A 26121-nucleotide genomic window follows, 5' to 3' on the forward strand; every position below is an offset into this window, starting at 1 on the left:
ACCGGAAAAAATTTATACAGGCAGTAACTTCAGGCGTAATTGGTATGACAACATTATCAGCATTCAGAAAGTTTGCGGGAGACCTCCATGAACAGGAACAGGTTATGCCTGTCCTGTTCATTGGCCATGGTTCGCCTATGAATGGAATTGAAGACACGGCATTCAGCCGGAGATGGCATCAGCTGGCAAAAGAGATCCCGGTTCCCCAGGCAGTACTGGTGGTGTCGGCGCACTGGTTTACACAGGGTACCAGGATTACTGCAATGGATTTTCCGAAGACGATCCATGATTTCGGGGGCTTCCCGCAGGCGCTTTTTGACGTGCAGTATCCAGCACCGGGTAACCCGGTGCTGGCCAGTGAAACCTCAGCATTGCTAAAGGCTGCCGACGTGGTGCTGGACCATGACTGGGGACTGGACCACGGTACCTGGACGGTGGTGCGGCACATGTATCCGGATGCCAATATTCCTGTGTTGCAACTGAGCATCGATTATACGAAGGGTCCGCAGTATCACTATGACCTGGCCAGGGAACTGTATGCGCTGAGAAAGAAGGGGGTATTGATCATCGGCAGCGGCAATATGGTGCACAACCTCCGGATGGTGGCATGGGATAAACTCAATGATGCGGATTATGGCTATGACTGGGCGAAAAATATCAACGGGAAATTTAAATCGCTGATACTGGATGGCGACCACCAGCCGCTGATTCATTATACCACATTGGGAAAAGATGCTTCACTGGCGATACCTACGCCGGAGCACTACCTGCCATTGTTGTACACATTGGGCGTTAAGGGAAGGCAGGACACGATAACATTTTTTAACGATAAGGCAGTTGGTGGCTCGCTTACCATGACTTCCGTAAAAATTGGCTGATTATTTCCTATGCTGTTAACCAGGGACCCCGTGCAACCGCATGGGGTCTTTTTTACAAAATATTTGTCCGGAATGAGAAACATTCTATCTTTGGTGTACAACCTATCTAATACACTATGATACGTGTAGAAAAGTTTACTTTTGGATATAAGAAAGGAAAGCCGCTGTACCGCGAACTTGATTTCACCCTTGGCAGCGGAAAGATCTATGGCCTGCTGGGGAAGAATGGTGCCGGCAAGAGTACGCTGCTCAAAAACCTGATCGGTTTATTGTATCCGACCTCCGGCAGTATTACCGTGAATGGTTTCCGGCCGCGGGACCGAAAGCCCTCTTTCCTGCGAACGGTTTATTTTATTCCTGAGGAAGTTTATGTGCCTTCGCTGACCATTGAGGGGTATGTGCGCCTGTTTGCTCCTTTTTACCCATCGTTCAACAGGGAAATGCTGAACAGTTACCTGCACAAACTTGATGTGCAGACGGAGGAGAAGCTGACGAAGTTATCATTTGGCCAGCAGAAGAAATTCATCATTGCCTTTGCCCTGGCTTGTAATACTGGTGTGCTGATCATGGATGAACCTACCAACGGCCTGGATATTCCTTCCAAAAAGAAATTCCGTAAGCTGATCGCGTCCATTATGAATGACAGCAGAACCATACTGATCTCTACCCACCAGACCCGTGACCTGGAGAACCTGATTGACCAGGTGATCATTGTGGATGATGGCGAATTGCTGGTGAATACGCCGGTGGGTGCCATTGGCGAAAAGCTGTCGTTGCAGCTGGTGGAAACAGATGAACCGGAGCTGGCGGTGCTGTATGAGGAAGAAGCGGTGCGGGGCCGGCTGGTGATGGTGAAGAATGAGAACGGGAAAGAAGGAAAGATCAGCCTCGAACAGCTGTTCAATGCTACGGTGGAAAACCCTTCTGCGCTTAAATCAATATTTGCAAACTAACAGCACATGAATGATATTTTCAGCGCGCAGCGCTTTTGGTGGCTGATGCGGAAAGTGATGGTGGAACGTACTTCCCAGATCCTTGGCTCGATGGTACTTTGCCTCGTGGTGACTTTTATTGTCTATGCGCTGACGCAGTTGTTGCAGGGCGTTGAAGTGGGGCAGAATGCAGGCTTTGAAGTGGGGCTGGTGTTGGGCGGACCGCTGGTCGCGTCTATTGTATTTGGTTATTTCAATACCAGTGCCAGCGGCGCCTCCTTCCTGATGCTGCCGGCATCGGCCTTTGAAAAATGGTTATCCGGGATACTGATCGTTGGGGTTTTGTATTTCGGAATTTTCCTGGCTTTTTTCCGGCTGATTGATATGGCCTTTGTTGCCAACTACTACCGTGGATTTGACAAGGCTTTGCCACATGTAAAGGAACGCATGGAGGCGGTGCGGGAGTTGGCATACAATGGTGTGGTTGGACGGGGAACATTTTTGATGTACTTCAACTTCACGGGTATGCTGATGCTCGGTGCCTTGTACTTCAACAAGGCGGCCTTTGTGAAGACCGCCCTGATCATCTGCAGCCTGATTGTCTGTTCCTTTGTGCTCAATTATGTGGTGGTCAGTGCCCTGATCAAAGACACCCAGGTGGCATTTCCTTTCAACATTGTCTGGGTTTGGGTGGGAAACCAGCGGGCACCTGTCGTATTGCCGGAGAATATTAGTGAGAAGATCACCTTTATATTCAGGTATGTATTGCCCGTAATGTTGTGGAGCCTGACACTGTTGCGGTTAAAGGAAAAAGAATTCTAAACAGTACGAATGGAGTTTAAAGATAGTCCGGCGATATACCTGCAGATCGCGCACTATGTATGCGAACAGATCCTGCTGAAGAAATGGAAGGCGGAAGAAAAGATCATGAGTATCCGTGACCTGGGCGAACTGATTGAGATCAGTCCCAATACCGTGCAGCGTGCTTATGATTTCCTTCAGCAAAGGGAGATTATCCAGAACGTGCGGGGCGTGGGGTTGTTTGTGGCGGCAGATGCGGAGGACAATATACTGGCTTTCCGGCGGGAGCAGTTTTTTGAGAATGAGTTGCCGGACACATTCAGGAATATCTACCTCCTTAAGATCGATATGAAACAGGTGGTGGAGCGATATGAAAAATTTGTCAACAAGAACTTTCCAAATAAGAAGAAATGAAACTCACCAAGCGCATTCTGCTGGGAATGGTATTCCTGTTATTCCTGGGCATTGTTTTGTCAGCTTTCCAGTTTAAGAAGGTATATGACAAATCCGGTAAGGGGAATCCCTGGTTCCTGTATGGCACCATCCTGGATCAACCCTTCAGTCATCTCGTGATCCGCGGCGGCAATATTCCGCGGGTCATTTATGAACCTGCGGACACCTGTTCGGTTAGGGTGATGAAATGGTGGAGTGGTTTTAACGAGAAAAGAGTGAAGGCAGTGGTGCAGCAGGATACGCTTTATATTGATTTCCCAACGGTGTATAATGATGTTTACGACAAGGCGGCCTTAAATAACTCGGATATATTGCGGGTTTTTTCGCCTCAGCTGAAATCTGTAACGGCTTTCAATACCAACCTGGCCATGCTGAATGTGAAGCAGCAAAACCTCCAGCTTGACATCTCCGGCAAGTCCAGCTTCCGGGTGGAGAGCCTGGTGAAAGAATTTGATCACGTGAGTATTCTTGCGTCGGATAGCAGTGATATTGGTGTGTACATCTCGCCGGTGCTGAAATATCGCCGGGAAGTCGCCGACGATAAAACAACAGTAGCCGAAGAGGCAATCAAGGGATGGGATGTTTATCATGTATCGGTGCTTGGCCTGAACGTCACCGGTAAGTCTACCGTTGATGTAAGGACTGCCCTGATTGATTCGCTGGATGCCCGGGTGTCGGATACATCGTCGGTATTTCTGGCCGGCGAAGTAATGAAACGTCACTGGAGATAATATTACCGGATCAGCATTTTGTTGCCGGATCGCCACTATTGTCGAACCCCGTTGAACTTTTTTGAATTATTATTCAACAATCTACATGGCATGGTAAATGATCATTTCCGGGAAAAGTAGTTATGGACAGTATCAACCAGCAACAACCGGAAAGAAATCACGAAGATCTTCAGGGCAACGCAGCGGGTGAAAAGATCAAAGAACTGGTGGAAAAAGCGGACTCCTGTTTTTTCTGCACCCAGGTCCGCAACAGCCAGGCATTTTCTACAAGGCCCATGGCGGTGCAACAGGTGGATGACAATGGGGACTGCTGGTTTCTCAGTGCAGCAGACAGCCATAAGAATGCGCAGATCGCACAGGATCCCCAGGTACAGTTGCTTTTCCAGGCCAGCAAACATTCAGGATTTGTGACGCTTTACGGAACAGCTGAGATCAGCCGGGATAAACAGAAAATTGGCGAACTGTGGCATGGGATCTTTAAAACCTGGTTCACAGAAGGAGAGAATGACCCTCGCATCACGGTGATCAGGTTCCGGCCAACTGAAGGATATTATTGGGATACGAAGCACGGGATGGTAGTGGCATTCGCCAAGCAGGTCGCCGGCGCCCTCACAGGGCAGACACTCGACGATTCCGTCGAAGGAAAATTATTGCCGTAGAATACGACCGCGGAATGCTATTTTAGCCATAAGTTTTCATCAATTGAAATTTTATGGCTGAGATCGGCATTCTTGTTTACATCGTTTCCTGTATTATGATACTGGTGGCCGCTGTTTTCCTCGCCAGGTGGATTCTCCGGGTTGATAAGATCGTTAAAGGCAACGATGCGATTATTGAGCTTTTGGCCGAGCTGGCGAAAAAGGATGGGGTAGAAAGTGAGCAGATTGAACGGATCAGGAACAGGTATCAACAGCCAATGTAATGCGTGGTCTATTGGTTGGATTAATCTTATTAGCCACCTCCTGCCAACATGAGAGGCCAGGCGATGCATTTCTGAAGGCATCGCAGCGATTGGATAATGGCGACATTGCTTTTCTGAAAAAGCTCCAGCTGGAAGATAGTTTTATTATCCTATCCGATTCGGCTGAGTGTTTTTTTGATAGGGAAAAGAGACTGATATTTTCCAGGTTATTAATTTCACAAGCCTCACTGGATGCCGCAGGATACCGCGATTTTGATTTCACTTATGTCGGGGATCTTTCGGAGGCAAGAATTTCCTAACCTATTATATAGGACAGGCAGCATTTGGCTACGGATCTGTAACTGGTTTTGATACCAGTAGCTATACACATACCGCCAGGCGTTGTGGCTCATGGGGCTGTATCCTGGAAGTGTACAATGATGGGAACAAAGTTATGGACAAAGAGGAAAGCAGGAGGTAGACTAACGTGTGAATAAAAGTGTAACTTTCAACGTACAAATACCTGGACAATGAAAAAAGTAACGGGCATCGGCGGTGTCTTTTTCAAATGCAAAGATCCCAAGGCAATGAATGAATGGTACCAGAAGAACCTTGGCATAGATGCGGGTCAGTATGGTGCTTCATTTGAATGGTATGAAGATGCGGAGGGCACGAAAAAGGGATTAACCCAATGGGCAACATTCCCCGATACGTCCAAATACTTTGATCCTTCGGATAAGGGTTTCATGATCAACTACAGGGTGGAGAACCTAGAAGTACTGGTCGGTGAACTGAAAGCCGGCGGTGTTACAATACTGGACGCTATCGAAACTTACGATTACGGCAAGTTTGTACATATTCTGGATGCTGAAGGGAACAAGATCCAGTTGTGGGAGCCGATTGATTAAGCAGTGTATAAATTGACCATGTTGTTCACCATGCCTTCAATAGTGGCTTAGTTCGGATTTATTCCGGGTCGATTGTTCTGGAAAGTGTGTCACAGCAGTTTAAAATGCCATTTGATAAGGTGCCCAGGGGCTGGAAAACGATCTGTACATTTTCGTATGATGATAGTGGGAATGAGAAGCCTGGGAGGATACTGATAATTTCATTGTAGTTTCTGATTGATGATTTTATAAAGCTGTTCATGCTCACTTGCGCTTGAGAAAATATTCTTAAAACAATTTAACCAGAATATTCTGATTCCCTGGTCAAAGGAAAAGTGGCATTACCGGTTGGTCACCATATTTCTGGCAGTATAAATTATCTTCTTCTGAATAGATTTCTGACAACACAAAAAATCACTTGCGCCTCTGCACCTTGGCGAACTTTGCGTGAAAAAAACAAAACCGCGTGAACCATGAGCTTAGTGACCGAACTTGGAGGAAAAAACACCCCAAGTGCAATTTGCATGCCCGGAGATTTAAACATTAAAGGCACTTTTAATGCCCGGGAAAACTTCGAATGGCTAATATTAGCCCATGATTTCCTACGAAGTACCCAAACTGCTTACGGTAGATCAGCTGAATAAATACTTCGGCAAACTGCTTCATATAACCTGCGGGGGAGAAGAGCTGTCGGTCAGGATAATTGGTGTCCGTAAAGACAATAATAATTCACAGTACATTACTGAACTGAAATTCTGGCAATTTGAAAACGGCGGACATAAACTGAAGATCCTTCGCGTGGAAGATCATTTTTCCATAGAAGGGGAGCCTGTGTTTGTCAAGACAGTATTTAATTAGGTAGGGTGTTTATCCGTTTATAGGTTTAGAAGTTGCCTTTCTGCAGATTTCTGGCATAGGCTGAGGGTGTGGCTCCGGTTACTTTCTTGAAAGCCTGCGTGAACGTGTTGCGGTTGTTGAATCCGCTCTGGCGCGCCAGTGTTTCGAGGGTATATTTTCCGGCATCTTCACCATTCATGAGGGTCAGACAGTACCGGATCCGGTAAGTATTGACAAAATCGTTGAAATTCATTTTTTCTTCTTCATTCATGTAAAGGGAAATATACTGTGCGGGAATGCCTGTTTCCAGGGATAATTTCGGCAGGGTGTACTGTTGTTGGAGAAAGGGTTGCCGGAGGGAGAAATGTTCCCGGATGGCAGCTGCAATTTCCTGTTGTTTTTCCTGGGTGAGGCCGGGCGGTTTGGTACGGCCGGGATAGATATGGGCGGCTGCGAACGTCGAAGTGTTTTCGGTTATGCCTTCGGGATGTTTGAGCTGGTACAGGAATTCCGGGAAGAAAAAAAGTGCTGCCGCAGCCAGGGCGCAAATGCCGCCAATCATGAACAGGTAGATCATGTATTCATAAGCCGCGTATTCCTCACCCAGGAGACTCAGGGGCGGGATGATGAACGTGGTGACCTGGCAGGTGAGGAATACCATCAGCCAGGTGATGAGTTTTTTGTTCTTTTCCCGGAACCCGCCGTCATTGGGCTGATAGAAGCTCCGGAGCAGGCGCAGCTGGAGAAACCAGTAAAATGCAGCGAGCCCGTATTTCAGGGTCAGGTAGAAGCCGGCGGGAAAGACGGCACTTTCGCGAAACAGGATGATCGAATAGCCGAGCCCGCCAGACTGGAGGGCTTTCATTTTTTCTGCACCACTCCATAAAAAGAACGGGGTAAAATCCAGGATATAGATCAGCGGCGGAAGAAAATGCCAGGCATCCCGCCAGGAAGGATTTCCGTTACCGGTAACCGAGCGCATATACATCCAGCCAACAGGAATATAGCAGAAGATGGCAATGATGCCTGTCCGGTACAGGTGGGGCACCTCGTAGATCAGTCCGCTTGCCACCAGGTAGGTCAAGAAAACCGGGTAGGCCAGCAGCGCAAAGTAGCGGCTCAACAGGCGGGCTGGCGTCGCCTCCTTTGGAGCATATGCCCGGAGGAGCAGGGCTACCAGCAGGCTGAAGACTCCTGTCAGCAGGAGACTGGCTTTATAATATAATGGTATCACCAGATAAATATATAAAAATGATAATGTCTCTGGGAATTTGCTCAAAATGGCGCATTCTTGGCAGGCCGCCTGTCTCTTAAACAGGGCGGATTTGCCATCACCACCTAATATTGTTCCGTTCCTCTGATCAGTAGTGCAAACAGTTATTTCATTTTTTCATTAAATCAACTTTAATGTTTTCACTGATCAATTCACTGAACCGAATGGGAAAGTTTCCAACCTTCCTGGTGGCCCTTGCCATGTTGTTAATGAGCCTATCCTGCGGCTCCTCTCCGGAAAAGAAAGCGGATGAAGCCGGAACGACGGACGGCGTAACATCCGGCACCCTGGATGCCGCGTCCGTTGAACTTCTGAAAAAAGCTTATCTCTTCGGATTTCCGCTGGTGGTAATGGATGCCAGCCGCCAGGTTATGACGAATGTAACTGCCCCGGTGACCGCGGGCAGATTGCTGGCCCCGGTGAACCAGTTCGCCAATGCCCAGACTTTCCCTGACGACAAATTCAGAGATGTGGTAAGGCCCAACTGTGACACTTATTATTCCATGGGATGGCTGGACCTGGGATCCGATGCCATAGTTGTGGAGCTCCCGGCAACCAATGACCGCTATTATTTATTTCCCATGCTCGACGCCTGGACCAATGTCTTTTTTTCACCCGGTACCCGTACTACCGGGAACAAGGCACAGCGTTACCTGGTCACCGGGCCTGGCTGGTCGGGCACCGTTCCCGCGGGATTGGAGCAGGTGAAAGCGCCTACGGATATAGTTTGGGTCATCGGGCGTGTGCAGGTCAACAGCGCAAAAGACGGCGCGACTACCGTAAAAAAGATCCAGCAGGGCTTTAAACTGGTACCGCTGGCTGCTTATGGCAAGCCCTATACACCGGTGCCGGGAAAGGTTGATCCCGCCGTTCCGAAAATGGCGCCCAATGATATCGTAACGGGTATGTCGGCCACCGATTATTTCAACAGGCTGAATGCCCTGATGGTCAAAAATCCCCCTGCAGCAGCAGATGCAGCTTTACTGAAAGAACTGGAAACCCTGGGTATCGGGCCGGGTAAGCAGTTTGATGCGGGCAAATTGTCTGCGGCGCTCCAGGATTCATTGAAAGCCCTGCCGGGCTGGGGGAAAAATGAGTTGTCCAGCCACGGTATGTCACACGGAAAATCGGAAAACGGCTGGGTGGTGAACAGGGGCCTGGGGGATTATGGTACCAATTACCCGTTTCGTGCCGGTGTTTCCTATGGCGGACTGGGTGCAAACCTGGATGCAGATGCCATCTATCCTGCCTCACAGGTGGACGGGGACGGTGAGCCCTATGACGGATCAAAGCACGATTATGTGCTTCATTTCGGAAAAGGACAAACGCCGCCGTCAAAAGCATTCTGGAGCCTGACCCTGTACGACCCCGAAGGTTTTCTGAGTACTAACGTTCTGAACCGGTTTGCTATCGGTGACCGTGATCCGATAAAGAAAAATGTCGATGGTTCTACCGATATTTATATCAGCAAAAACAAACCGTCGCCCGACAAAACCGCCAACTGGCTTCCGGCACCCAATGGACCTTTCAACCTCCTGCTTCGCGTATACTGGCCCAAAGAAGACATGATCTCCGGCTCCTGGAAAACACCACCAGTACAAAAAGTAAAATAATCAAACATGTCACTCATGAAAAAATCAACGTCATGGCTGGTTGCGGGAATGCTATGTACCGCACCATTCTTATTCTCCTGTGGTACCAGTAAGAAACTGAAAGCTGCCCAGGAGGAAAATGCGCAACTACAATCCACCATCTCTTCGCTGAACGCCGACAAGGAAAAACTTACGGCTGACCTGGCGAAGGCCAACAGTGCTACAGAACAGGCCAACAGTACACTGGCGTCCTACCGTTCCGAATGCGAAGCAACGAAAGCCAAGCTGGCAGCGGGACAGGCAATTATCGACGACTACCGGCAACGGCAGGAAGCGGTCAACAAAAAACTCGAAGAAGCGCTTACTGATTTCAACGACAAAGGCGTGGATGTTTACCTCAAAGACAACCAGGTTTATATCAGCATGGGCACCAGCCTGCTGTACAAAACCGGTAGTGCACAGCTGAGCCCGGCAGGAAAAGAAGCGCTGAAAACTGTAGCGGCTGCGGTAAATGATTATCCTGATCTTAAAATGATTGTTGTAGGACATACAGATACCATGCACGTGAAAGGGGTTGCAGACAACTGGGGCCTCAGCACGGAAAGAGCCAATGTGGTGGTGCGCGAGCTGGTAAAAGATGGCGTTACACCGGCGAGGCTGACTGCTGCCGGCCAGGGCAAATTCAATCCGATTGCTGCAAATGATACTAAAGAAGGCATGGCCTCCAACCGGCGCACGGAGATCATCCTGTTGCCGAACCTGGAGAAGCTGTGGGATAGTTCCAAACAGTGAGGCGCAAAGGTTCAAAGGCGCAAAGTTTTTTAGGATGAGTTTCAGAGAGGAAATGAAGTTGTCTGTCAGTGATGACGGACGGCTTCATTTTTTGTTCCTGCCTGCAAACAAATCACCGCTTTTTATACTGTAAAGAGAACGCAATAATAAGCATGTTGACAATTGCCGAGAAAGCATTCGTTATAATGATCGGCCAGTCGCTTTTGAGCACGCCGTACCAGATCCAGCCACCGAGCCCGGCGAGCAACAGTACCAGCATGCCGCAGGAAAGATCATCTGCTTTTTTTTCCCTGATCAGTTTGATCAGTTGGGGAAGCAGGGAAATGCCGGTGCAAATGCCCGATCCGATCCCGACATATAAAGGAAGATTAGCCATCCGCTGCATGATGCAAGCCAGGTGCCACAAGGATTATGTTGCGCTGGTTCCGAAGATCCAGCCCGCCAGTGCAGTAATGCACATGGCGATTGTTCCCCAGAAGCAGATCCGGAGAATAGATTTTGCCACGGGCGATCCACCGCTGACAGCAGCAAAATAACCGGAACACCCCAGAAAGAATATGGCAGTGGCGTATTGCATTACCACCATATGACGAACCGGAACTGTCAATGCGATGATCAGCGGAAAAATACCGCCGCACAAAAATGCTGCCGCAGAAGCGATGGCTGCCTGCAGGGGGCGGGCAGCAGTAAAGTCATTAATGCCAAGTTCATCCCTGGCATGAGCTTTCAATGCATCATGTTCCATCATGGTACGGGCTACCTGACGCGCGAGTTCAGGTGGCAATCCGCGTGCCTCGTAGATTTTGGCCAGCTCTTCCAGCTCGGCATCAGGAATGGTGGCCAGTTCTTCCTTTTCCCGGCCGAGATCGGCTTTTTCCAGGTCCGCCTGCGAACTGACGGAAACATATTCACCCGCGGCCATGGAAAGTGCGCCGGCTATCAATGCTGAAATGGCAGCCAGCACAATCGGTTGTCTTTCCGTTCCGGCAGCCGCCACGCCGATAGCAACGCTGGCAGTAGACAGTATTCCGTCGTTGGATCCGAGCACCGCAGCACGTAGCCAGCTGATGCGTGTCATATAATGTTTCTCAGTAAATACAGGCATGGGTTGTAATTATGGAGATTAATGGTTCGATAATTTACCTATTTTTATCCGGCCCCGAATGTTGGAAACTGCTGCTGAACATATCGAACCAGAACTGCTCCGTCAATTGAAAGCCGGCAGCGAGGCTGCATTTACAAGGATCTATCACCTTTATTGGGAACGCCTGTTCTTTATGGCCCACAAACGGCTGGGCATGCGTGAAGATGCCCGGGAAGTGGTTCAGAATATTTTCCTGACGCTGTGGCAGAAAAAGGAATCGCTCGATATTCAATCGCTTCCGCTTTACCTGGGCGCAATGACCCGGTACGCGGTCTACCGCCACCTGGCCAACGAAAAGCGGCGGGAAAGCCACCTGAAACACCTGCAAAACAAGCAGGCCCGGTTCGTTGCCGAAACGATCGACCTGGAAAACAAGCAACTGATCGAAATTCTGACCCGTCTCAGTAATGATCTCCCGGAAAAATACCGGGTCGTGTTTATTCATCATAAGCTGTTGGACCAACCACTGGAAGACGTGGCTGCCCGGCTGGGTGTATCTCCCCGTACTGCGGAGGCCTATGTCGCCCGCGTAATGGCCATCATGCGGCAGCAAATGCAGAAACTGGCTTACGCTATTTTCATCTTTTAAACTTTTTTTCGAAAAATCCTGAATTTCCTGCGTACAAAAAATGTGTTCATGTCTCTTATCTGAAAAAGGGATATGGATCCGGATCAAAAGACGATACAGGAACTGGCTGCAAAATACCTGAACGGTACTGCTACTGAAGCGGAAAAAGCACAGCTCCATGCCTGGTATGACGCTGTTCCGGAAGGAGATGCCGAGGTGGTATTAACAGAAGAGGAAGTGTCAGTTGCTGCTTATGGTGAATTGATGCTGGCAGAGATCCGGGATCATATTTCAGCGAGCCAGGTTTCGGAAGGGCAGGCTGCGGAGCACCAGGAGGCGGTAGTGCGCCGGATCTCCTGGCGCCGGTGGGCGGCCGCGGCAATACTGATCCTTGCCATGGGTTCAGGCGCCTGGTGGTTCTCGAACGGGAAGCGGGCTGCGGATATGCCTCAGGCAGCCAGGAGCCGATTTGGCGATGATGTTACAGCACCGCAGGTGCAGAAAGCGATCCTTACACTGGCAGATGGCTCTGTTATTCAGCTGGACAGCACCGGCAGGGGTACCCTGGCGCAACAGGGCAGCATGCAGATCTCCCGGCAGGACGATGGTGCTATCGGTTATACCTCAACGGGCGGCCAGCAGGAAACGGCAACGGGTATCAATACCTTATATGTTCCCTACGGCAGCAAGCCATTGACCCTGGCCCTCTCAGACGGCTCAAGGGTTTGGATCGATGCCGGTTCCACGCTTACTTATCCCGCAGCTTTTACCGCTGCTGAGCGCAGGGTGAAGATCAACGGGCAAGCCTATTTCGAAGTGGCGCACAATCCCGCTTCCCCGTTTATCGTAGAGAAAGTTGATCTGGCGATCCGTGTACTGGGCACCCATTTCAATGTAAATGCTTTTGACGATGAGACAGACAGCCGTATCACACTGCTCGAGGGTGCCGTCAACGTTTCCCGCGGTGAACAGGCCATCCGGCTGAAGCCGGGACAACAGGCAAGCGTTGCGGCAAAAATAACCATGCAGGAAGACGTTGATCTCGATGCTGTGATGGCCTGGAAGAACGGCCGGTTTGAACTTAATGGCAGTACTATTGGCCCGATCATGCGGCAGGTCGCAAGATGGTATGATGTGAACGTGGAATTCCAGGGCGCATTGCCGGCAGACAATTTTGTCGGCAGCATCTCAAGGCAGGAAAATGTATCTGAAGTGTTAAAGATCCTGGAACACACCCAGGTAGTGCAATTCAAAATAGAAGGCAAAAAAATTACGGTGATGAAGAAATAAATCTTTTGGTCGCCCATGAAAAAGCCACTCTGGTTGCAGCCGGAGTGGCGGAAGCCTGGGTTACCCAATTTGAAAAGTCAGGTAGACTGCTCATTGTTAAAACCCAAACGCTACAAAGTTATGCATTTAATGGCTCTTTGTGGTCCTCCGCTTCGTTCAAAACGAAGCCGGAAGACATTAACCAAAACGCTGCTGGTGATGAAATTCACGGCCATCTTATTACTCACTGCCTGCCTGCAGGTTTCCGCCAGGGGATACGCGCAACGCATTACCCTTTCGGAGAAGAATGCCAACCTGGAAAAGGTTTTCCGGGAGATCAGGAGGCAATCCGGTTACAACTTCGTTTACACCAGGCAGTTGGTGGAGAATGCGAGGAAAGTAACCATCCATGTGGAGAATGCCACACTGGAAAGTGCGCTGGACGCCTGTTTCAGGGGGCAGCCCATTACCTACACGCTGTTTGACAGCACCATTGTGATCAAGCCCCGCTCGGCAGAACCTGCACCGGTACCGGCTGCATTGCCACCGGTCGCCGTTAAAGGCACGGTGATGGACGAAGACGGCAAACCGCTGGTGGGTGTCAGCATTTCCCGCAAGGGCCAGCCTGCCCTCGGCGTAACCGATGAATTCGGCAACTTCTCCCTGATGGCGGAAGAAGGGGATGTACTGGTATTCAGTATGGTGGGTATGGCAGACCAGGAGGTCAAAGTGGTGAACAGTAAACCACTCAAACTGACCCTGCAGCAGAAGAACAACAAGCTCAATGATATCGTGGTGGTGGGTTATGCCAAACAGAAGAAGATCAGTGTTACCGGTGCTGTTTCCACGGTGAACATGACGGATATGCGCACGCCGGTGGCTTCCCTCAGCAATGCGCTGGCGGGTAAAGTGGCTGGTGTGATCTCCATGCAGAGTGCCGGTGGCGAACCCGGTTATGATAACCCGACCTTCACTATCCGCGGTGTCGGTACTTTTGCGGGAAGTGTATCTCCGCTGATTATTGTGGATGGCGTTCAGCGCGATGATGTGAACAGTACCTATGGCGGTGCTTTCAATAATATTGATCCGGAAGATATTGCCAGTATTTCTCTTCTCAAAGATGCGTCAGCAACTGCGGTTTACGGCGCCCGCGGCGCCAATGGCGTACTGATCATCACTACCAAAAGAGGGATCGCCGGCAAGCCGAGAATTTCTGCAAAAGCAGAAACCGGTGTGACCGGCCTGACGAAGCTTCCGAAAATGCTCGATGGCGTTACCTATATGCAGCTGTATAATGAAGCACAGCGCAATGATCCATCCTATACCGGCGAAGGTGCCTATAGCGATGAAGTGATCGCCAAAACGAAAAGCGGCCTTGATCCTTATCTCTACCCTGATGTGGACTGGATCAATACGGTGTATAAGGATTGGGCATCGATGACCAACGCGAATGTGAATGTAAGTGGCGGCGGGGAAGCCATGCGGTACTATCTCTCCATGTCTTTTTATAACCAGGATGGTCAGTATAAGGTGAAGAACCTCGATGGCTATAACCCCAACCTGAATTTCAAACGGTACGATTTCAGGAGCAATATTGATGTTAACCTGACGAAGAGTACCGTGCTGTCATTGAATATCGGTGCCATGCTGGTGAATAGCCGTTATCCCGGCAACCCGGCATCCAGCATCTGGTACAGCGCTTTCGCGACCAACCCCATCTCTTTCCCAGTTAAATATGAGGATGATAAATGGGCTGGTCCCCGCAACAACGGTGGTTCCAACCCTTTCAATCTTGTTCAGAATGCTGGCTACAGCACAGAATTCAATCCTTCTGTACAATCGGTTTTATCCCTCAACCAGAAACTGAACGCTATCACGAAAGGACTCAGTGCAACAGCCAGGTTTTCCTTTGATTCCTATGGCACATTCAGTACCGGCCGTAAAGGCCTGAATGACTTGTGGTATGCAGGATCACGGAATCCGGATGGCAGCCTGGTGTATGAAAAGGTTCGCACCGGGTCTACCTACCTGGATTATTCGACTTCGTCCACTGGTGAAAGAGTGATGTACCTGGAAGGTAATATTGCCTATGACCGGACCTTTGGTGATCATAGTTTCGGTGGATTGCTGGTGGCCAATATGCGCAACCGGGTGATCGGAACAGCACCCAACCTGAAATCGGCTATCCCTTTCCGTAACCAGAATTATGCAGGAAGGATTACCTATGGTTTCCGCGACAAATACCTCCTGGAAGTGAATGCCGGTGCTACGGGTTCAGAGAACTTTGCACCGGGACATCGCTGGGGATTTTTCCCGGCTGTTTCTGCAGGTTGGGTGATCTCCCGCGAAAAATTCTTTGAGCCTTTGACGGACAAGATCAACCTGCTGAAGGTCAGGGCTTCCAGGGGTGTTACCGGTAATGATCAGATTGGCGGCGACCGCTTTGGTTACCTCACCTATATCGATGGGTCTACCGGTGTATCGCTGGGTCTTGGTCCGACCTACTACCCGGGCATTTCTGAATCTGTATTGGGAACAGAAGATCTCCGCTGGGAAAAATCGACCAAGGACAACCTTGGCCTGGAAGTCGGCCTGTTCAATAAGCTCAATATCGTGGTGGATGTGTTCAGGGACAACCGGACAGACATCCTGATTCCCCGTAGTTCCATTTCTCCGGTGGCAGGGTACAGCAACCTTACCATATATGCGAATATGGGGGAGATGGTCAACAAAGGTATTGACGGTAGCATTGAGTACAATGATCATTGGGGAAAGGACTTCGGAATTCGCTTATTCGGTAACGTTACCTATGCTAAAAATACCATCCTCTTTGCTGACGAGCCGAAGCGCACTTATGCCTATCAGCAACGCGAAGGACATAGCTTTGGTGAGTTCACCGGGTACAACAGCCTGGGACTCTTTATCGATCAGCACGATGTCAATGGCAGTCCGGCGCAATTTCGTCCTGTTTATCCCGGCGATATCAAGTATGCTGACCTGAGTGGCGATAACGTCGTTAACGGCAATGACTGGACTTATCTCGGTAAATCATCCTTTCCGAAATGGTCCTATGGTTTTGGTGGTTCATTTTCCTATAAGGGATTTGAGTTGTCGTTACTCTTCACCGGAGTTGCGGATGTGGGCATCATGGCCAATGGCTCTGCGATCACTACAAATTCAGGGGCAGCCAACGGTGTAGGAGTGGTTCCCTTTGCTGGAATCGGTCAATATCCCGGAAATGTGCTGACCAATGCCACCAGCAGGTGGACGGCTGACAATCCCAGTCAGGATGTCGATTATCCACGGCTGACCATCGCCAACACCAGCGATAACAATTACCTGAACAGCACCTGGTGGCTGAAGGATGGCAGTTTCTGCCGGCTGAAACAGGCAAGTGTTGCCTACAATTTTAACAGCGCTGCACTCAGGAGGATCGGCATGACCGGTCTCCAGGTATATGCTTCAGGAATTAACCTGTTCACGGCATCGCCGTTTAAACTCTGGGATCCAGAGCTCGGTTCCAATGGTGCAAAATATCCCTATTCAAAAACTGTGACCGTGGGCTTCCGCGTACAGTTTTAGTGACACTCAAATGAACAATCAATGAACAAGCATAAATTTTTTCAGGTCGCAGGTTGTTGCATCGCTGCCTTGCTGCTATTGTCCTGCAGTAAGTACCTCGACAAAAAGCCTGACAACCTGCTGACGGAAGAACAGGTTTGGGAGACCCGGGCAAATGCCGAAGCCTACCTGTATGGGATCTACGCTACAGTACATCAGTCTGACGGTGGAGACTGGGCCAGCATGGGTGCCAGCGATGAATCATCTGTTGCCGTTCCGACAACAGAAGTGCGGCAGATGGTCAGCGGCAACTGGAGTGCCTCGAGTTGGTACGGTTACCGTTGGGGTGGTTATTATAACGGCATCCGCAAGTCCTTTGTTTTTGAGGAGAACATTGACAAAGTTCCTTCAGGAGAAATGAGCGATGAATTAAAAGCACAACACAAAGGGGAAAATACTTTCCTGCGCGGTTGGTTTTTCTGGCAGATTCTCAAACAATATGGTCCATACGTCAAACTCATGGGAGAGCTCGCCCAGGATGATGATTTCAACCAGTATGCCCGTGCTCCTTTTGACACCTGCATCCTGCATATCAATCAACTGATGGACCAGGCGATGGTCAATCTGCCGGAGACCTGGGCATCCAGCAGCAACTATGGCCGTCCCACGAAGGGAGCCTGCCTTGCGGTAAAAGCACAGGCGGCGTTACTGGCTGCCAGTCCGCTGTGGAATGGGAACCCGCGGTTCAGCAATTTCAAAAACCTGGATGGAACGGCACTGGCACCGGCTGGTTATGATGCGAACAGGTGGAAGACTGCAGCTGCGGCTGCAAAAGCAGTGATCGATGCAGGCGCCTATAAGTTGTTCACCAATCTCGACAACGGTGGCGGTTCTTTTGACCCTTATCTCTCTGTACGCGATCTCTTCCTGACTACCTGGAACAATGAGATCATCTTCTCTGACAACAGCTGGAGCCATTGGGGCTTTACGAAATGCGCGTCTCCGGGGTCCGGCGGATACAATATGTACAATGCCACACAGAACCTGGTGGATGCCTTTGCCATGAACAATGGCAGGCTGATCAGCGATCCGGCATCAGGCTATGTTGAATCAGGATTTGCCTCCACCGACAGTGACAAAAGCTGGGGGCATAAGAAGGGACAATGGAATATGTATGCGAACCGTGAACCCAGGTTTTATGCCTATATCCAGTACAATGCCCGGCCGGTATTGCCGGCTCCGAATACGGACGACAAGAACTACTATTCTTCAGATAAAAATGTAGACGGTACTGGACGGGTGGAAATGTATTATAGCGGCAAATCCGGGCAGAAAGGCGTGGGCACCAGCAACCTCACCGGGTATGATGTGCTGAAAAGGATCAGCCCCAATGACAATATCCGTTACGACAATACCAACTACCGGCCTTATATCCTGATCCGTTATGCAGAGATCCTGCTCAACTATGTAGAAGCCCTGAATGAATACGATCCCGGTAACCCTGACATCGTAAAGTACCTCAATATGGTACGCGAAAGGGCCGGACTTCCCGGTATTGAAACCGTTTACCCGGATGCTGTCGGCAATACAGAAGCGATGCGCGACATCATCCTTCATGAACGGCAGGTAGAACTCTGTTTTGAGAGCGACCGGTATTATACCCTGACCAGACGGTTGCTGATGGGTAAAGCGGAAAACCAGGCGATCTATGGCATGAATGTGAATGCCGATGACGGGGGACAGGGATTTTCGTTTACGGGATTTTATGACCGGACCCTGTTTCAGCAACGGTTCTGGGATGATAAGATGTACCTGTTTCCCATTCAGCAGACAGATATCGAAAGAGACAATTCACTGGTCCAGAATCCTGGCTGGTAATGCAGTAACCTTTAATCAAAACGATTATGTATTCTTCATATATCCGGAGCCTGCTCATCATGATGACAGCGGGCGCCTGTTTGATCTCTGCGTGCAAAAAAGACAGCGCGGCTACTCATGCCGACGGGGCAGGAATGACCGTCACCGGTTTTACCGGCAATGAAGGCGGCGGCGGCACCACCATACTGATCAATGGCAGTAACTTTTCTACCGATACATCGGCCATTGAAGTGACCATAAACGGAAACCGGCTTGCCCTGGTTGGTGCGAGCATGGACCAGATCATGGCGGTTATTCCCAGCAAGTGCGGGTCAGGTACGGTAAAGGTGAAGGTCGGAAGCGACCAGGCGGAAAGTACCGAAGTGTTCCATTATATTTTTACCCGTACTGTTTCTACGCTTGCCGGTAGTGGGCAGGCCGGTTTCGCCAATGGAAAAGGCGAGGATGCGATGTTCAGTTTCAATGGGCAATCCTGGTACCGGAGCATGGGAATTGCGGTTAATGATGAGGGTTATGTGTTTGTGGCAGATCCCGGTAATCACTGCATTCGCAAGATTGATCCGGACGGCAATGTGTCTGTGCTGGCGGGAGATCCGAATACAGCGGGTTTCGCGGAAGGCCAGGGCAGTGCGGCAAAATTCAATGCGCCGTATTCGCTTGCGATTGACCCTGAAGGCAACCTTTATGCCGCTGATCCGATCAACTGGGACGTGAGGAAGATCACACCGGAAGGATATGCTTCTGTTGTGATATGGGGAGCCGAAGCACCATGGAGCACGGCCTTCGACAGTAAGAACAACAAGTTGTATTATACCGGTGCCAATTCTCCTGCCAGCATTTATGCAGTAGACGGAGACGGAAGCGGGCATGCTGTTATTTCGGGACTGAACTATCCGGCAGGAATTGCTTTCGATCAGCAGGGCAATTTGTTTGTTTCGGGCCATGGAGACAATGTGGTGAAAAGATTTGCTGCTGAAACGTGGACGGAAACTGTCATTGCCGGTGCTGCAGGGCAGGCTGGCTATGTGAATGGTGCGGGAACGACGGCGCGTTTTTCACTGCCCTGGGGCATTGCAACAGATGCGTCGGGGAATGTATATATAGCAGGAAACGGTACCTGGGATGGGGGCGCTTACAATCCCGACCAGAGTATCCGCTTTATTGAAGCCAATACCTGGACGGTAAGCACCTTTGCGGGCAGCGGAAATTCCGGCTTTGCCGATGCTATCGGAGAAGCAGCAGCATTTGCTGGTCCCGGTGGTGTGGCTGTTGACAAGAACGGCGTGGTATATGTGCTGGATAAAAACAATAACCGCGTACGTAAAATCGTCTCCGAATAATCCATACCTGATCAGTCATGACAGTATTCTGTAAACTGCCGGGAATACTCCTGGCCGTGATGGTGGCCGCTTGTTCAAAATCTACCACGCCCACCACACCACCACTGCCTGCGGCATCCAATGTATATTATGTGTCAAATGAAGGCAGTGACATCGCCCCGGGGAGTGCCGGTGCACCGTTGCGCAGCATTAATACAGCCCTGGGCAAGGCATTGCCCGGCGATACCGTGCTGGTGCGTGGTGGCGTATATCATGAGAAAGTCTCTTTCCCCAAATCTGGAAAAACAGATAAGCTGATAACGCTGAAGGCTTTTCCGGGAGAAACTGTTCGCATTGATGGCACGGGATTGTCCATCATCGGGAAGGAAGCGCTCGTTACCCTGCGGAATGTACGGTTTGTGGTGCTGGAGGGATTTGATGTGTTCAATTACACAAGCAGTGCACCTTGGGTGAATATCAACGGCATTGTGGCATCTGATGGCAGCAGTGATATCGTGATCCGCAAAAACAGGATCTATAATATCGAGCACAATGTTGCACCGGCCGATGGCCGCAGTGGTCATGCCATCGAGATCATTGGCAACACTGCCGTTCCGATGACGAATATCCTGGTGGAGGAAAATGAGATCCATGACTGCAATACCGGTTATAGTGAGAACCTGACCATCAATGGTTATGTGGACGGGTTTGTGATCCGGAAGAATAAAATATACAATGCAGAAAATATCGGTATTGATGCGGCGGGTGGCTATGCGGCTAATCCCGTACCGGCGTTTAACTATGCCCGCAACGGGTTGATTGCGGAGAATGAACTTTTCCGGATTGATATGACCACCGGCCCGATCGGGGGTGTTCATGGCCATGGTGCGATCGGGATCTATGTGGATGGCGCCAGGAATATTACGGTTGAACGAAACCGGGTTTATGATACTGACCGTGGTATCGGCATTGTGAGTGAGAATGATGCTTTTCCCACCAGCAACTGTATCGTGCGCAACAATTTTGTATACAATTGCTGGCGGGCGGGTATCTACCTGGGCGGTTATCTTAATTACACCACCGGAGGCACGCGTAACTGCACAGTGGCAAACAATACGCTGTTTCAGAACAACCGGGAAAAGGGGGCGTTTGGAGAGATAGAAGGAGAGATCCGGCTGACGGAAAACTGTTTTGATAACACGATCGTCAACAATATCATCTATGCCAGGCCGGAAGATGTTTTTGTGCACAAGTACACTGCCACAGGAAGCAACAATACCATCGATCACAACCTTTATTTTACAACAGGTACGGCCACCTGGATCTGGAACGGAAAACCTTTAAGCAGTTTTGACGAATGGAAAAAGGCTTGCGGTGGCGATGCCGCTTCTTCGGCTGCTGAGGATCCTTTGCTCATCAGTATTCAGCTACCCGATCTGCACCTGCAGCCGGCATCACCGGCAAAGAACAGCGGAATATTACTCAGCGGCGACTTGCTGGGACAGTCAGATATCGATGGCAATTCCCGCGTGGTGAACAACAAGGTCAGCAAAGGGGCACAGCAATAGTTTCAGGCATCCAACTTAATAATTACAACTACGTGAAGAAGATATTACTGCAATTACTGTTTGTTATTCCGGTTCTAATAGCGCCATGCATACTGCGGGCGGATGAATGGGAGGGTGTCAGGGGGATCATCAGCAGGAGGGTGCCCTGGCTGAAAGACTATATACTTTTTGAAAAGCTTCCAGCAGGTGAAGAAGGATTTTCACTGGAGCCCGCGGGGAAAAAGGTCAGGATACGGGCAACCGATCCGAATGCGGCAGCAGTAGGGTTGAACTGGTACCTGAAACAGTATTGTCATCGCTCTATGAGCCATATGGGGGATAACCTTTCGCCGGTGTCGCCGGTTCCAATGGTCACCCGCAATGTTGGTGTAAAGAGTATTGCAACATACCGGCATGCGCTGAACTACTGCACGTACAATTATACCATGAGCTTTTACACCTGGGCGGATTGGGAACATGAGCTCGACTGGATGGCATTGAATGGTGTGAATACGATGCTGGTAGCCAATGGAGCAGAGGCGGTGTGGCAGCTCACCCTGCAGCAGCTAGGGTATTCGGAAAAAGAGATCAGTGATTTTATTACGGGCCCGGCTTATAATGCCTGGTGGCTGATGGGGAATATTGAAAACTGGGGCGGACCGATGCCGCTCACGCAGATCAATAGCCGAAAAGTAATGGTGCAGCAAATGCTGAAGCGCATGAACGCATTGGGCATTGAACCCGTGATGCCCGGTTTTTTCGGTATGGTGCCGGTGAGTCTTAAACAGAAAATGAAAGCGCATTTTATCGTGCAGGGATCCTGGGGCGCTTTTGTCCGTCCCGATATTCTTGATCCCACAGATCCGGCTTTCGCCCGGGTTGCAGCATTATACTATGACGCTGTGAAAAAGCTCTATGGCGCTGAGATCCGCTTCTTTTCCGGTGACCCTTTTCATGAAGGTGGTATTACCGAGGGCATTAACCTGTCACAGGCCGGCGCCGGTATACAGCAGGCGATGTTGCAGCATTTTCCGGAGTCTGTGTGGGTATTGCAGGGATGGCAGGACAATCCCAAAAAAGCCTTACTGGAAGGCTTGAACAAGCAATATGTGCTCGTACAGGAATTGTTTGGTGAGAATACGAACAATTGGGAGACAAGGCAGGGGTATGAAGGAACGCCGTTTATCTGGTGCATCGTCAACAACTTCGGAGAAAGGCCGGGTTTGCAGGGAAAGCTGGAGCGGTTTGCTTCGGAAGTGCCCCGTGTGCTCAATAGCCCGTACCGCACGTGGATGAAAGGCGTAGGCATCATGCCCGAAGGCATCAATAACAATCCGCTGACCTATGAATTGTTGCTGGAGACGGCCTGGCATATTGATCCCATTGATACGCGTTCCTGGTTAAAGCAATATGCCCTCGCGCGTTACGGAGCCGCCAATACTGTAGTGGATTCCGCCTGGCAGCTGTTCCTGCAGACTGCTTACAGTAATCCGGGTTACCAGGAAGGTCCGCCGGAGAATATCCTTTGTGCACGGCCTGCACTGTCCATCAAATCTGTTTCCACCTGGGGTAACCTGAAAAAGGGATATGATACCGCGGTATTTGCAGCGGGTGTCCGCCTTTTCGAGAAGGCTGCACCAGCATTTGCATCGAGCCGCACCTTCCGGATCGACCTGATTAATTTCAAAAGGCAGGTGCTTTCCAATCGGGCGGACGCGGTGTTCGCTGAAATGGTAAGCGCCTTTGAAAACCGGCAGGAGCAGTCATTTGAAGCTGCTGCAGCCAGGTTTCTGCAATTGCATGATGAAACAGAAGCATTATTAAAACAGGATGCGTTTTTCCGGCTGGAAACCTGGCACCGGCAGGCACTGCGTGCAGGCAATACGAAATCGGAAAAACAGAATAACCTGCGCAATGCCATGATGCTGATCACTTATTGGGGAGAAAATAATCCCAGAGAGGATAACCTGCATGAGTATGCGTACCGGGAGTGGTCCGGGTTGATGACCAGTTTTTACAGGAAGCGATGGGCGATATATTTTGATTACCTGCGGAAACAGCTGCATGGAGAGCCGGCACAGGCTATTGACTGGTTTCACTGGGAGCGAAACTGGGTAGAGCAATATCTGGGCCGGAAACGTCTTTAGTCTGCCTTCAACTTCCCTGCGGGATTCGCGACTGCCGCACGCCAGGTCTGCGATATGATGGTAAACAATCCTATGCTGAAAAGGAAAAGAAAACAAGCCAGCAATTTTCCAAAGGAGAAATTGATCCTAAGCGGGAAGTTCTGCAGAAAGAGCTGTGCGAGTATCCAACCCAGCGGCATAGCAATCAGTCCGGAGAGGAGTAGCAATTTTACAAACCCGGTTGAAAGGATTTTGACCAGCTGCCTTTCGCTCGCGCCTACCACTTTCCGGATACTGATTTCCTTACTTTTCACTTCTACGGTATAGATCACCAGCCCCAGGAGTCCGAGGCTCGCCACCAACATCGTGATGGCACCAAGATAGCCAAGCAGCGAGATCGTAGCTGTCTGTGAATTGCTTTTCTCCAGTGATTCATCGAGCCAGTCGTAACTAAAAACCTGGTTGGGGTAAAGGGCGGATAAGTGATCGCCGATGCGTTGCTGAATTTCCGGTTTGGTGGTGGTTGCCGTTTGTACGTAGAGGAATTGATAGGCATGTGCACGTGTTCGAAGCGCAAGGGGAGAGACCGGCCTGCCGGTGCGTTCGTATGAAAAGTCTTTCAGCACGCCAGCTATGTTCAGTTGGGTAGAATCATTGACATGGAGCTTCTGTCCGATCGCTTGTTCGGGGCTGGCAAAACCCAGCGCACGAACGGCTGTTTCGTTAAGCAGCACAGATTCATTGATGGGGTTATCGGTTAGAGGAAACTGATTTCCCGCAACAAGAACAAGATTCATCTGCGGGATAAAATTCCGGTCGGCAAAATAATAATTGAGATTCTGACGCTTTGTGTCATCGGTTGTCCATACCGGTAAGGTCTGCCCGTTAAACCTGCCATTAAATTGTCCGGAGAAAGCGGCGGCGGATTGCACTCCACTGACCTGTTTTACCTGGTTGATTACGAGGGATTCATCCAGTCCGGTAATGGGAATGATCATCGTGTGGTCCCTTCTGAATCCCGGATCAGCGCTGGACAAAAAAGCGAATTGCTGGTAAAAGACACTCAGAAAAATAATGATGATAAGGGAAAGGCTGTACTGAAATACAATCAAACTTTTCTGGAGGCTTATTTTCCCGAAGATTTTAGCGGTCTGCAGGTTCTTTAGCACGCGCAGGGGTGCAAATGAGGATAAGATCCTGGCGGGCGCTGCCCCTGCTATGATCCCGGTTAAGAGTGCATAGCCGATGGCTCCTCCGATAAAGGCTGTATTGAGGTTGAAACTGGAAGGAATGAACTCGTAGCCATCATTAAATGGCGCATAGGTGACGATCAGATCGATGATGATGCTGGCAAACAGGAGTGCAATGAAGGCGACGACAACGGATTCGAAAAGATATTGCAGGTAAATCTGGTATCGTTTCGCGCCGGAAATCTTACGCATGCCAACTTCTTTCGCCCTGGTCAAAGCGCGGGCGATGGTCAGGTTGGTATAATTGAAACAGGCAGCCAAAAGGATAAGGATGGCAACCGTAGCTTCGGTATAGATCTTTGACCATGAATTACCCCGGGCATTGTCATTGTCATAGTAGTCTCCGCCGGGTGAAATCTTATGCAGGGATTGCAGGCCAAATGCAGCAGTACCATCCCTGTTGATGTGGTTGAGTTTGCTGGCGATGCGGTTAAGATCGCCGGAAAGTGATTTTATTTCGGCGTTTTCCTTCAGTAATACATAAGTATAGCCGGCATTAAATGCGAACCAGTCGTCCTGGCGGGGTTCCATCAGTTTGCTTTTTTCGAGAAGCGGAACTGAACCCAGGGAGACATAAGCGTCGAAAGAAAGATGTGATTTACCGGCAGGTTCATCCATCACACCGGTAACTATGTAATTGACGCCGTTGTTCATGGTGAGCATCTTTCCCACAACCTGACAATTACCGAAAAACCGGATTGCTGCTGCTTTATTTAATACAATACTGTTGGGTTTGTCCAGCACCGTTTTGAAATCGCCATAAAGTAAGGGGAAGTCAAAAATTGAAAAGAAAGCGGATGTGGTGAAGACGCCATCCAGGTTAAGCTCTTTCCCCCCGGCCGTAGCTTTCCCCCCGAAGGCAGGATAAACGGTGACGATTGATTCGATGCTGTTGCCGGATCTGGCCAGTTCGTTGCCCAGCGGTAGTGGTGTACTGGCCATATGCCATAACCTGTCTTGTTTTTTCTGGTAATCTGATGTTATCCTGAGTATCCTTTTTCCCTTTTCGTGGAACTTGTCATAACTAAGTGCATCCTGGAAGCGGATCAGGATCATGAGTCCGACAGACATACTTAATGCCAGGCCGAAAATATTGATGAAGGCTATCAGTTTGTTTTTGGCAAGGTTGCGTAAGGCAACATTCAGGTAGGTGCGTAGCATGGAGGAAAATTACCATATAAAATGCCAAAAGAAGAGCACGCTAATAATCAATTACTTGATGACTGCGCCTGCAGATGGGAGTGTCCGTTATTGATACATGGCGTCGTGCGGAACCGGACGGTGTCTCGCGATATTGATTTAGGTTTAGCGATAAGTTTCCGGCAGTGTTGCAGTTTTTCACGCAAAGCACGCGAAGAAGCAAAGGCGCAAGGGTTTTCAGG

At 49.9% G+C, this 26121-nt stretch carries 23 protein-coding genes; 19 read left to right on the plus strand and 4 right to left on the minus strand.

Translation table 11 applies throughout. The annotated features are described in order from the left end of the window. Positions 1-44 precede the first annotated feature (44 nt). From ygiD to FPE01S_RS10635, 10 genes are all read left to right on the plus strand, one after another. Positions 45-878, plus strand: coding sequence for a 4,5-DOPA-extradiol-dioxygenase (gene ygiD, locus FPE01S_RS10585; protein WP_046369796.1), 834 nt, complete (start codon positions 45-47; stop codon positions 876-878). Positions 879-994: 116 nt separating this feature from the next. After that, the gene (locus FPE01S_RS10590) at positions 995-1831 is read left to right on the plus strand and encodes an ABC transporter ATP-binding protein (RefSeq protein WP_046368998.1); all 837 of its coding nucleotides are present in this window, start codon (positions 995-997) and stop codon (positions 1829-1831) included. A 6-nt stretch (positions 1832-1837) separates the two neighbouring features. After that, on the plus strand, positions 1838-2632 hold the full coding sequence (locus FPE01S_RS10595) for a hypothetical protein (protein ID WP_046368999.1): 795 nt from the start codon (positions 1838-1840) through the stop codon (positions 2630-2632). 9 nt (positions 2633-2641) lie between these two features. Then, positions 2642-3025, plus strand: a complete 384-nt coding sequence (locus FPE01S_RS10600; protein ID WP_046369000.1) for a GntR family transcriptional regulator — start codon at positions 2642-2644, stop codon at positions 3023-3025. Then, the gene (locus tag FPE01S_RS10605; protein WP_046369001.1) at positions 3022-3795 is read left to right on the plus strand and encodes a hypothetical protein; all 774 of its coding nucleotides are present in this window, start codon (positions 3022-3024) and stop codon (positions 3793-3795) included. Before FPE01S_RS10600 ends, FPE01S_RS10605 begins: the two co-directional genes overlap by 4 nt. A gap of 122 nt (positions 3796-3917) precedes the next feature. After that, positions 3918-4454, plus strand: a complete 537-nt coding sequence (locus FPE01S_RS10610) for a pyridoxamine 5'-phosphate oxidase family protein (protein WP_046369002.1) — start codon at positions 3918-3920, stop codon at positions 4452-4454. A gap of 53 nt (positions 4455-4507) precedes the next feature. Continuing rightward, positions 4508-4717, plus strand: coding sequence for a hypothetical protein (locus FPE01S_RS10615; RefSeq protein WP_046369003.1), 210 nt, complete (start codon positions 4508-4510; stop codon positions 4715-4717). Continuing rightward, positions 4717-5016 carry a hypothetical protein gene (locus FPE01S_RS10620; protein WP_046369004.1) on the plus strand — a complete coding sequence of 100 codons (300 nt, stop codon included), beginning with the start codon at positions 4717-4719 and terminating at the stop codon, positions 5014-5016. Before FPE01S_RS10615 ends, FPE01S_RS10620 begins: the two co-directional genes overlap by 1 nt. A gap of 210 nt (positions 5017-5226) precedes the next feature. Beyond that, positions 5227-5604, plus strand: coding sequence for a VOC family protein (locus FPE01S_RS10625; protein ID WP_046369005.1), 378 nt, complete (start codon positions 5227-5229; stop codon positions 5602-5604). Between the two features lie 573 nt (positions 5605-6177). Continuing rightward, complete coding sequence (locus tag FPE01S_RS10635) at positions 6178-6441, plus strand: hypothetical protein (protein WP_046369007.1); 264 nt, start codon at positions 6178-6180, stop codon at positions 6439-6441. A gap of 25 nt (positions 6442-6466) precedes the next feature. On the opposite strand, the gene FPE01S_RS10640 is transcribed toward FPE01S_RS10635, so the two are convergent. Further along, positions 6467-7654 carry a helix-turn-helix domain-containing protein gene (locus tag FPE01S_RS10640; RefSeq protein WP_046369008.1) on the minus strand — a complete coding sequence of 396 codons (1188 nt, stop codon included), beginning with the start codon at positions 7652-7654 and terminating at the stop codon, positions 6467-6469. Positions 7655-7827: 173 nt separating this feature from the next. On the opposite strand from FPE01S_RS10640, the gene FPE01S_RS10645 reads away from it, so the two are divergent. Continuing rightward, on the plus strand, positions 7828-9306 hold the full coding sequence (locus FPE01S_RS10645) for a DUF1254 domain-containing protein (RefSeq protein ID WP_052955705.1): 1479 nt from the start codon (positions 7828-7830) through the stop codon (positions 9304-9306). Between the two features lie 6 nt (positions 9307-9312). Further along, positions 9313-10077 carry an OmpA family protein gene (locus FPE01S_RS10650; RefSeq protein WP_083990229.1) on the plus strand — a complete coding sequence of 255 codons (765 nt, stop codon included), beginning with the start codon at positions 9313-9315 and terminating at the stop codon, positions 10075-10077. Positions 10078-10189: 112 nt separating this feature from the next. Here the strand turns inward: FPE01S_RS10650 and FPE01S_RS10655 are convergent, their stop codons facing one another. Then, positions 10190-10453, minus strand: a complete 264-nt coding sequence (locus tag FPE01S_RS10655; protein ID WP_046369799.1) for a SemiSWEET family sugar transporter — start codon at positions 10451-10453, stop codon at positions 10190-10192. A gap of 33 nt (positions 10454-10486) precedes the next feature. Further along, a complete protein-coding gene (locus FPE01S_RS10660; RefSeq protein ID WP_046369009.1) occupies positions 10487-11182 on the minus strand; it encodes a VIT1/CCC1 transporter family protein in 696 nt (231 codons plus the stop codon). A 58-nt stretch (positions 11183-11240) separates the two neighbouring features. On the opposite strand from FPE01S_RS10660, the gene FPE01S_RS10665 reads away from it, so the two are divergent. The 7 genes from FPE01S_RS10665 to FPE01S_RS10695 all read left to right on the plus strand — a co-directional run bounded on the left by FPE01S_RS10665 (position 11241) and on the right by FPE01S_RS10695 (position 23510). Beyond that, positions 11241-11810: an RNA polymerase sigma factor gene (locus FPE01S_RS10665; protein WP_046369010.1), complete on the plus strand. Its 570-nt coding sequence runs from the start codon at positions 11241-11243 to the stop codon at positions 11808-11810. Between the two features lie 72 nt (positions 11811-11882). Then, positions 11883-13079, plus strand: a complete 1197-nt coding sequence (locus FPE01S_RS10670) for a FecR family protein (protein ID WP_052955707.1) — start codon at positions 11883-11885, stop codon at positions 13077-13079. Positions 13080-13277: 198 nt separating this feature from the next. Next, on the plus strand, positions 13278-16640 hold the full coding sequence (locus FPE01S_RS10675; protein WP_245624007.1) for a TonB-dependent receptor: 3363 nt from the start codon (positions 13278-13280) through the stop codon (positions 16638-16640). 21 nt (positions 16641-16661) lie between these two features. Further along, positions 16662-18497, plus strand: a complete 1836-nt coding sequence (locus FPE01S_RS10680; protein WP_046369011.1) for a RagB/SusD family nutrient uptake outer membrane protein — start codon at positions 16662-16664, stop codon at positions 18495-18497. Positions 18498-18523: 26 nt separating this feature from the next. After that, positions 18524-19837 (plus strand): IPT/TIG domain-containing protein, encoded by a 1314-nt coding sequence (locus FPE01S_RS10685; protein WP_046369012.1) that lies wholly within the window; start codon positions 18524-18526, stop codon positions 19835-19837. Positions 19838-19854: 17 nt separating this feature from the next. Further along, positions 19855-21384 (plus strand): right-handed parallel beta-helix repeat-containing protein, encoded by a 1530-nt coding sequence (locus FPE01S_RS10690; RefSeq protein ID WP_052955708.1) that lies wholly within the window; start codon positions 19855-19857, stop codon positions 21382-21384. 32 nt (positions 21385-21416) lie between these two features. Beyond that, positions 21417-23510 (plus strand): alpha-N-acetylglucosaminidase, encoded by a 2094-nt coding sequence (locus tag FPE01S_RS10695; RefSeq protein ID WP_046369013.1) that lies wholly within the window; start codon positions 21417-21419, stop codon positions 23508-23510. Here the strand turns inward: FPE01S_RS10695 and FPE01S_RS10700 are convergent. Continuing rightward, a complete protein-coding gene (locus FPE01S_RS10700) occupies positions 23507-25900 on the minus strand; it encodes an ABC transporter permease (protein ID WP_046369014.1) in 2394 nt (797 codons plus the stop codon). The genes FPE01S_RS10695 and FPE01S_RS10700 overlap by 4 nt on opposite strands. Positions 25901-26121: the final 221 nt, after the last annotated feature.

Source organism: Flavihumibacter petaseus NBRC 106054, from assembly GCF_000974785.1.
In the GTDB taxonomy this organism is placed as follows: Bacteria; Bacteroidota; Bacteroidia; order Chitinophagales; family Chitinophagaceae; genus Flavihumibacter; species Flavihumibacter petaseus.

Coding starts and splice junctions, on each gene's coding strand:
- ygiD (WP_046369796.1), top strand. CDS start 45: ATGACAACATTATCAGCATTCAGAAAGTTTGCGGGAGACCTCCATGAA.
- FPE01S_RS10590 (WP_046368998.1), top strand. CDS start 995: ATGATACGTGTAGAAAAGTTTACTTTTGGATATAAGAAAGGAAAGCCG.
- FPE01S_RS10595 (WP_046368999.1), top strand. CDS start 1,838: ATGAATGATATTTTCAGCGCGCAGCGCTTTTGGTGGCTGATGCGGAAA.
- FPE01S_RS10600 (WP_046369000.1), top strand. CDS start 2,642: ATGGAGTTTAAAGATAGTCCGGCGATATACCTGCAGATCGCGCACTAT.
- FPE01S_RS10605 (WP_046369001.1), top strand. CDS start 3,022: ATGAAACTCACCAAGCGCATTCTGCTGGGAATGGTATTCCTGTTATTC.
- FPE01S_RS10610 (WP_046369002.1), top strand. CDS start 3,918: ATGGACAGTATCAACCAGCAACAACCGGAAAGAAATCACGAAGATCTT.
- FPE01S_RS10615 (WP_046369003.1), top strand. CDS start 4,508: ATGGCTGAGATCGGCATTCTTGTTTACATCGTTTCCTGTATTATGATA.
- FPE01S_RS10620 (WP_046369004.1), top strand. CDS start 4,717: ATGCGTGGTCTATTGGTTGGATTAATCTTATTAGCCACCTCCTGCCAA.
- FPE01S_RS10625 (WP_046369005.1), top strand. CDS start 5,227: ATGAAAAAAGTAACGGGCATCGGCGGTGTCTTTTTCAAATGCAAAGAT.
- FPE01S_RS10635 (WP_046369007.1), top strand. CDS start 6,178: ATGATTTCCTACGAAGTACCCAAACTGCTTACGGTAGATCAGCTGAAT.
- FPE01S_RS10645 (WP_052955705.1), top strand. CDS start 7,828: ATGTTTTCACTGATCAATTCACTGAACCGAATGGGAAAGTTTCCAACC.
- FPE01S_RS10650 (WP_083990229.1), top strand. CDS start 9,313: ATGTCACTCATGAAAAAATCAACGTCATGGCTGGTTGCGGGAATGCTA.
- FPE01S_RS10655 (WP_046369799.1), bottom strand. CDS start 10,453: ATGGCTAATCTTCCTTTATATGTCGGGATCGGATCGGGCATTTGCACC.
- FPE01S_RS10660 (WP_046369009.1), bottom strand. CDS start 11,182: ATGCCTGTATTTACTGAGAAACATTATATGACACGCATCAGCTGGCTA.
- FPE01S_RS10665 (WP_046369010.1), top strand. CDS start 11,241: ATGTTGGAAACTGCTGCTGAACATATCGAACCAGAACTGCTCCGTCAA.
- FPE01S_RS10670 (WP_052955707.1), top strand. CDS start 11,883: ATGGATCCGGATCAAAAGACGATACAGGAACTGGCTGCAAAATACCTG.
- FPE01S_RS10675 (WP_245624007.1), top strand. CDS start 13,278: ATGAAATTCACGGCCATCTTATTACTCACTGCCTGCCTGCAGGTTTCC.
- FPE01S_RS10680 (WP_046369011.1), top strand. CDS start 16,662: ATGAACAAGCATAAATTTTTTCAGGTCGCAGGTTGTTGCATCGCTGCC.
- FPE01S_RS10685 (WP_046369012.1), top strand. CDS start 18,524: ATGTATTCTTCATATATCCGGAGCCTGCTCATCATGATGACAGCGGGC.
- FPE01S_RS10690 (WP_052955708.1), top strand. CDS start 19,855: ATGACAGTATTCTGTAAACTGCCGGGAATACTCCTGGCCGTGATGGTG.
- FPE01S_RS10700 (WP_046369014.1), bottom strand. CDS start 25,900: ATGCTACGCACCTACCTGAATGTTGCCTTACGCAACCTTGCCAAAAAC.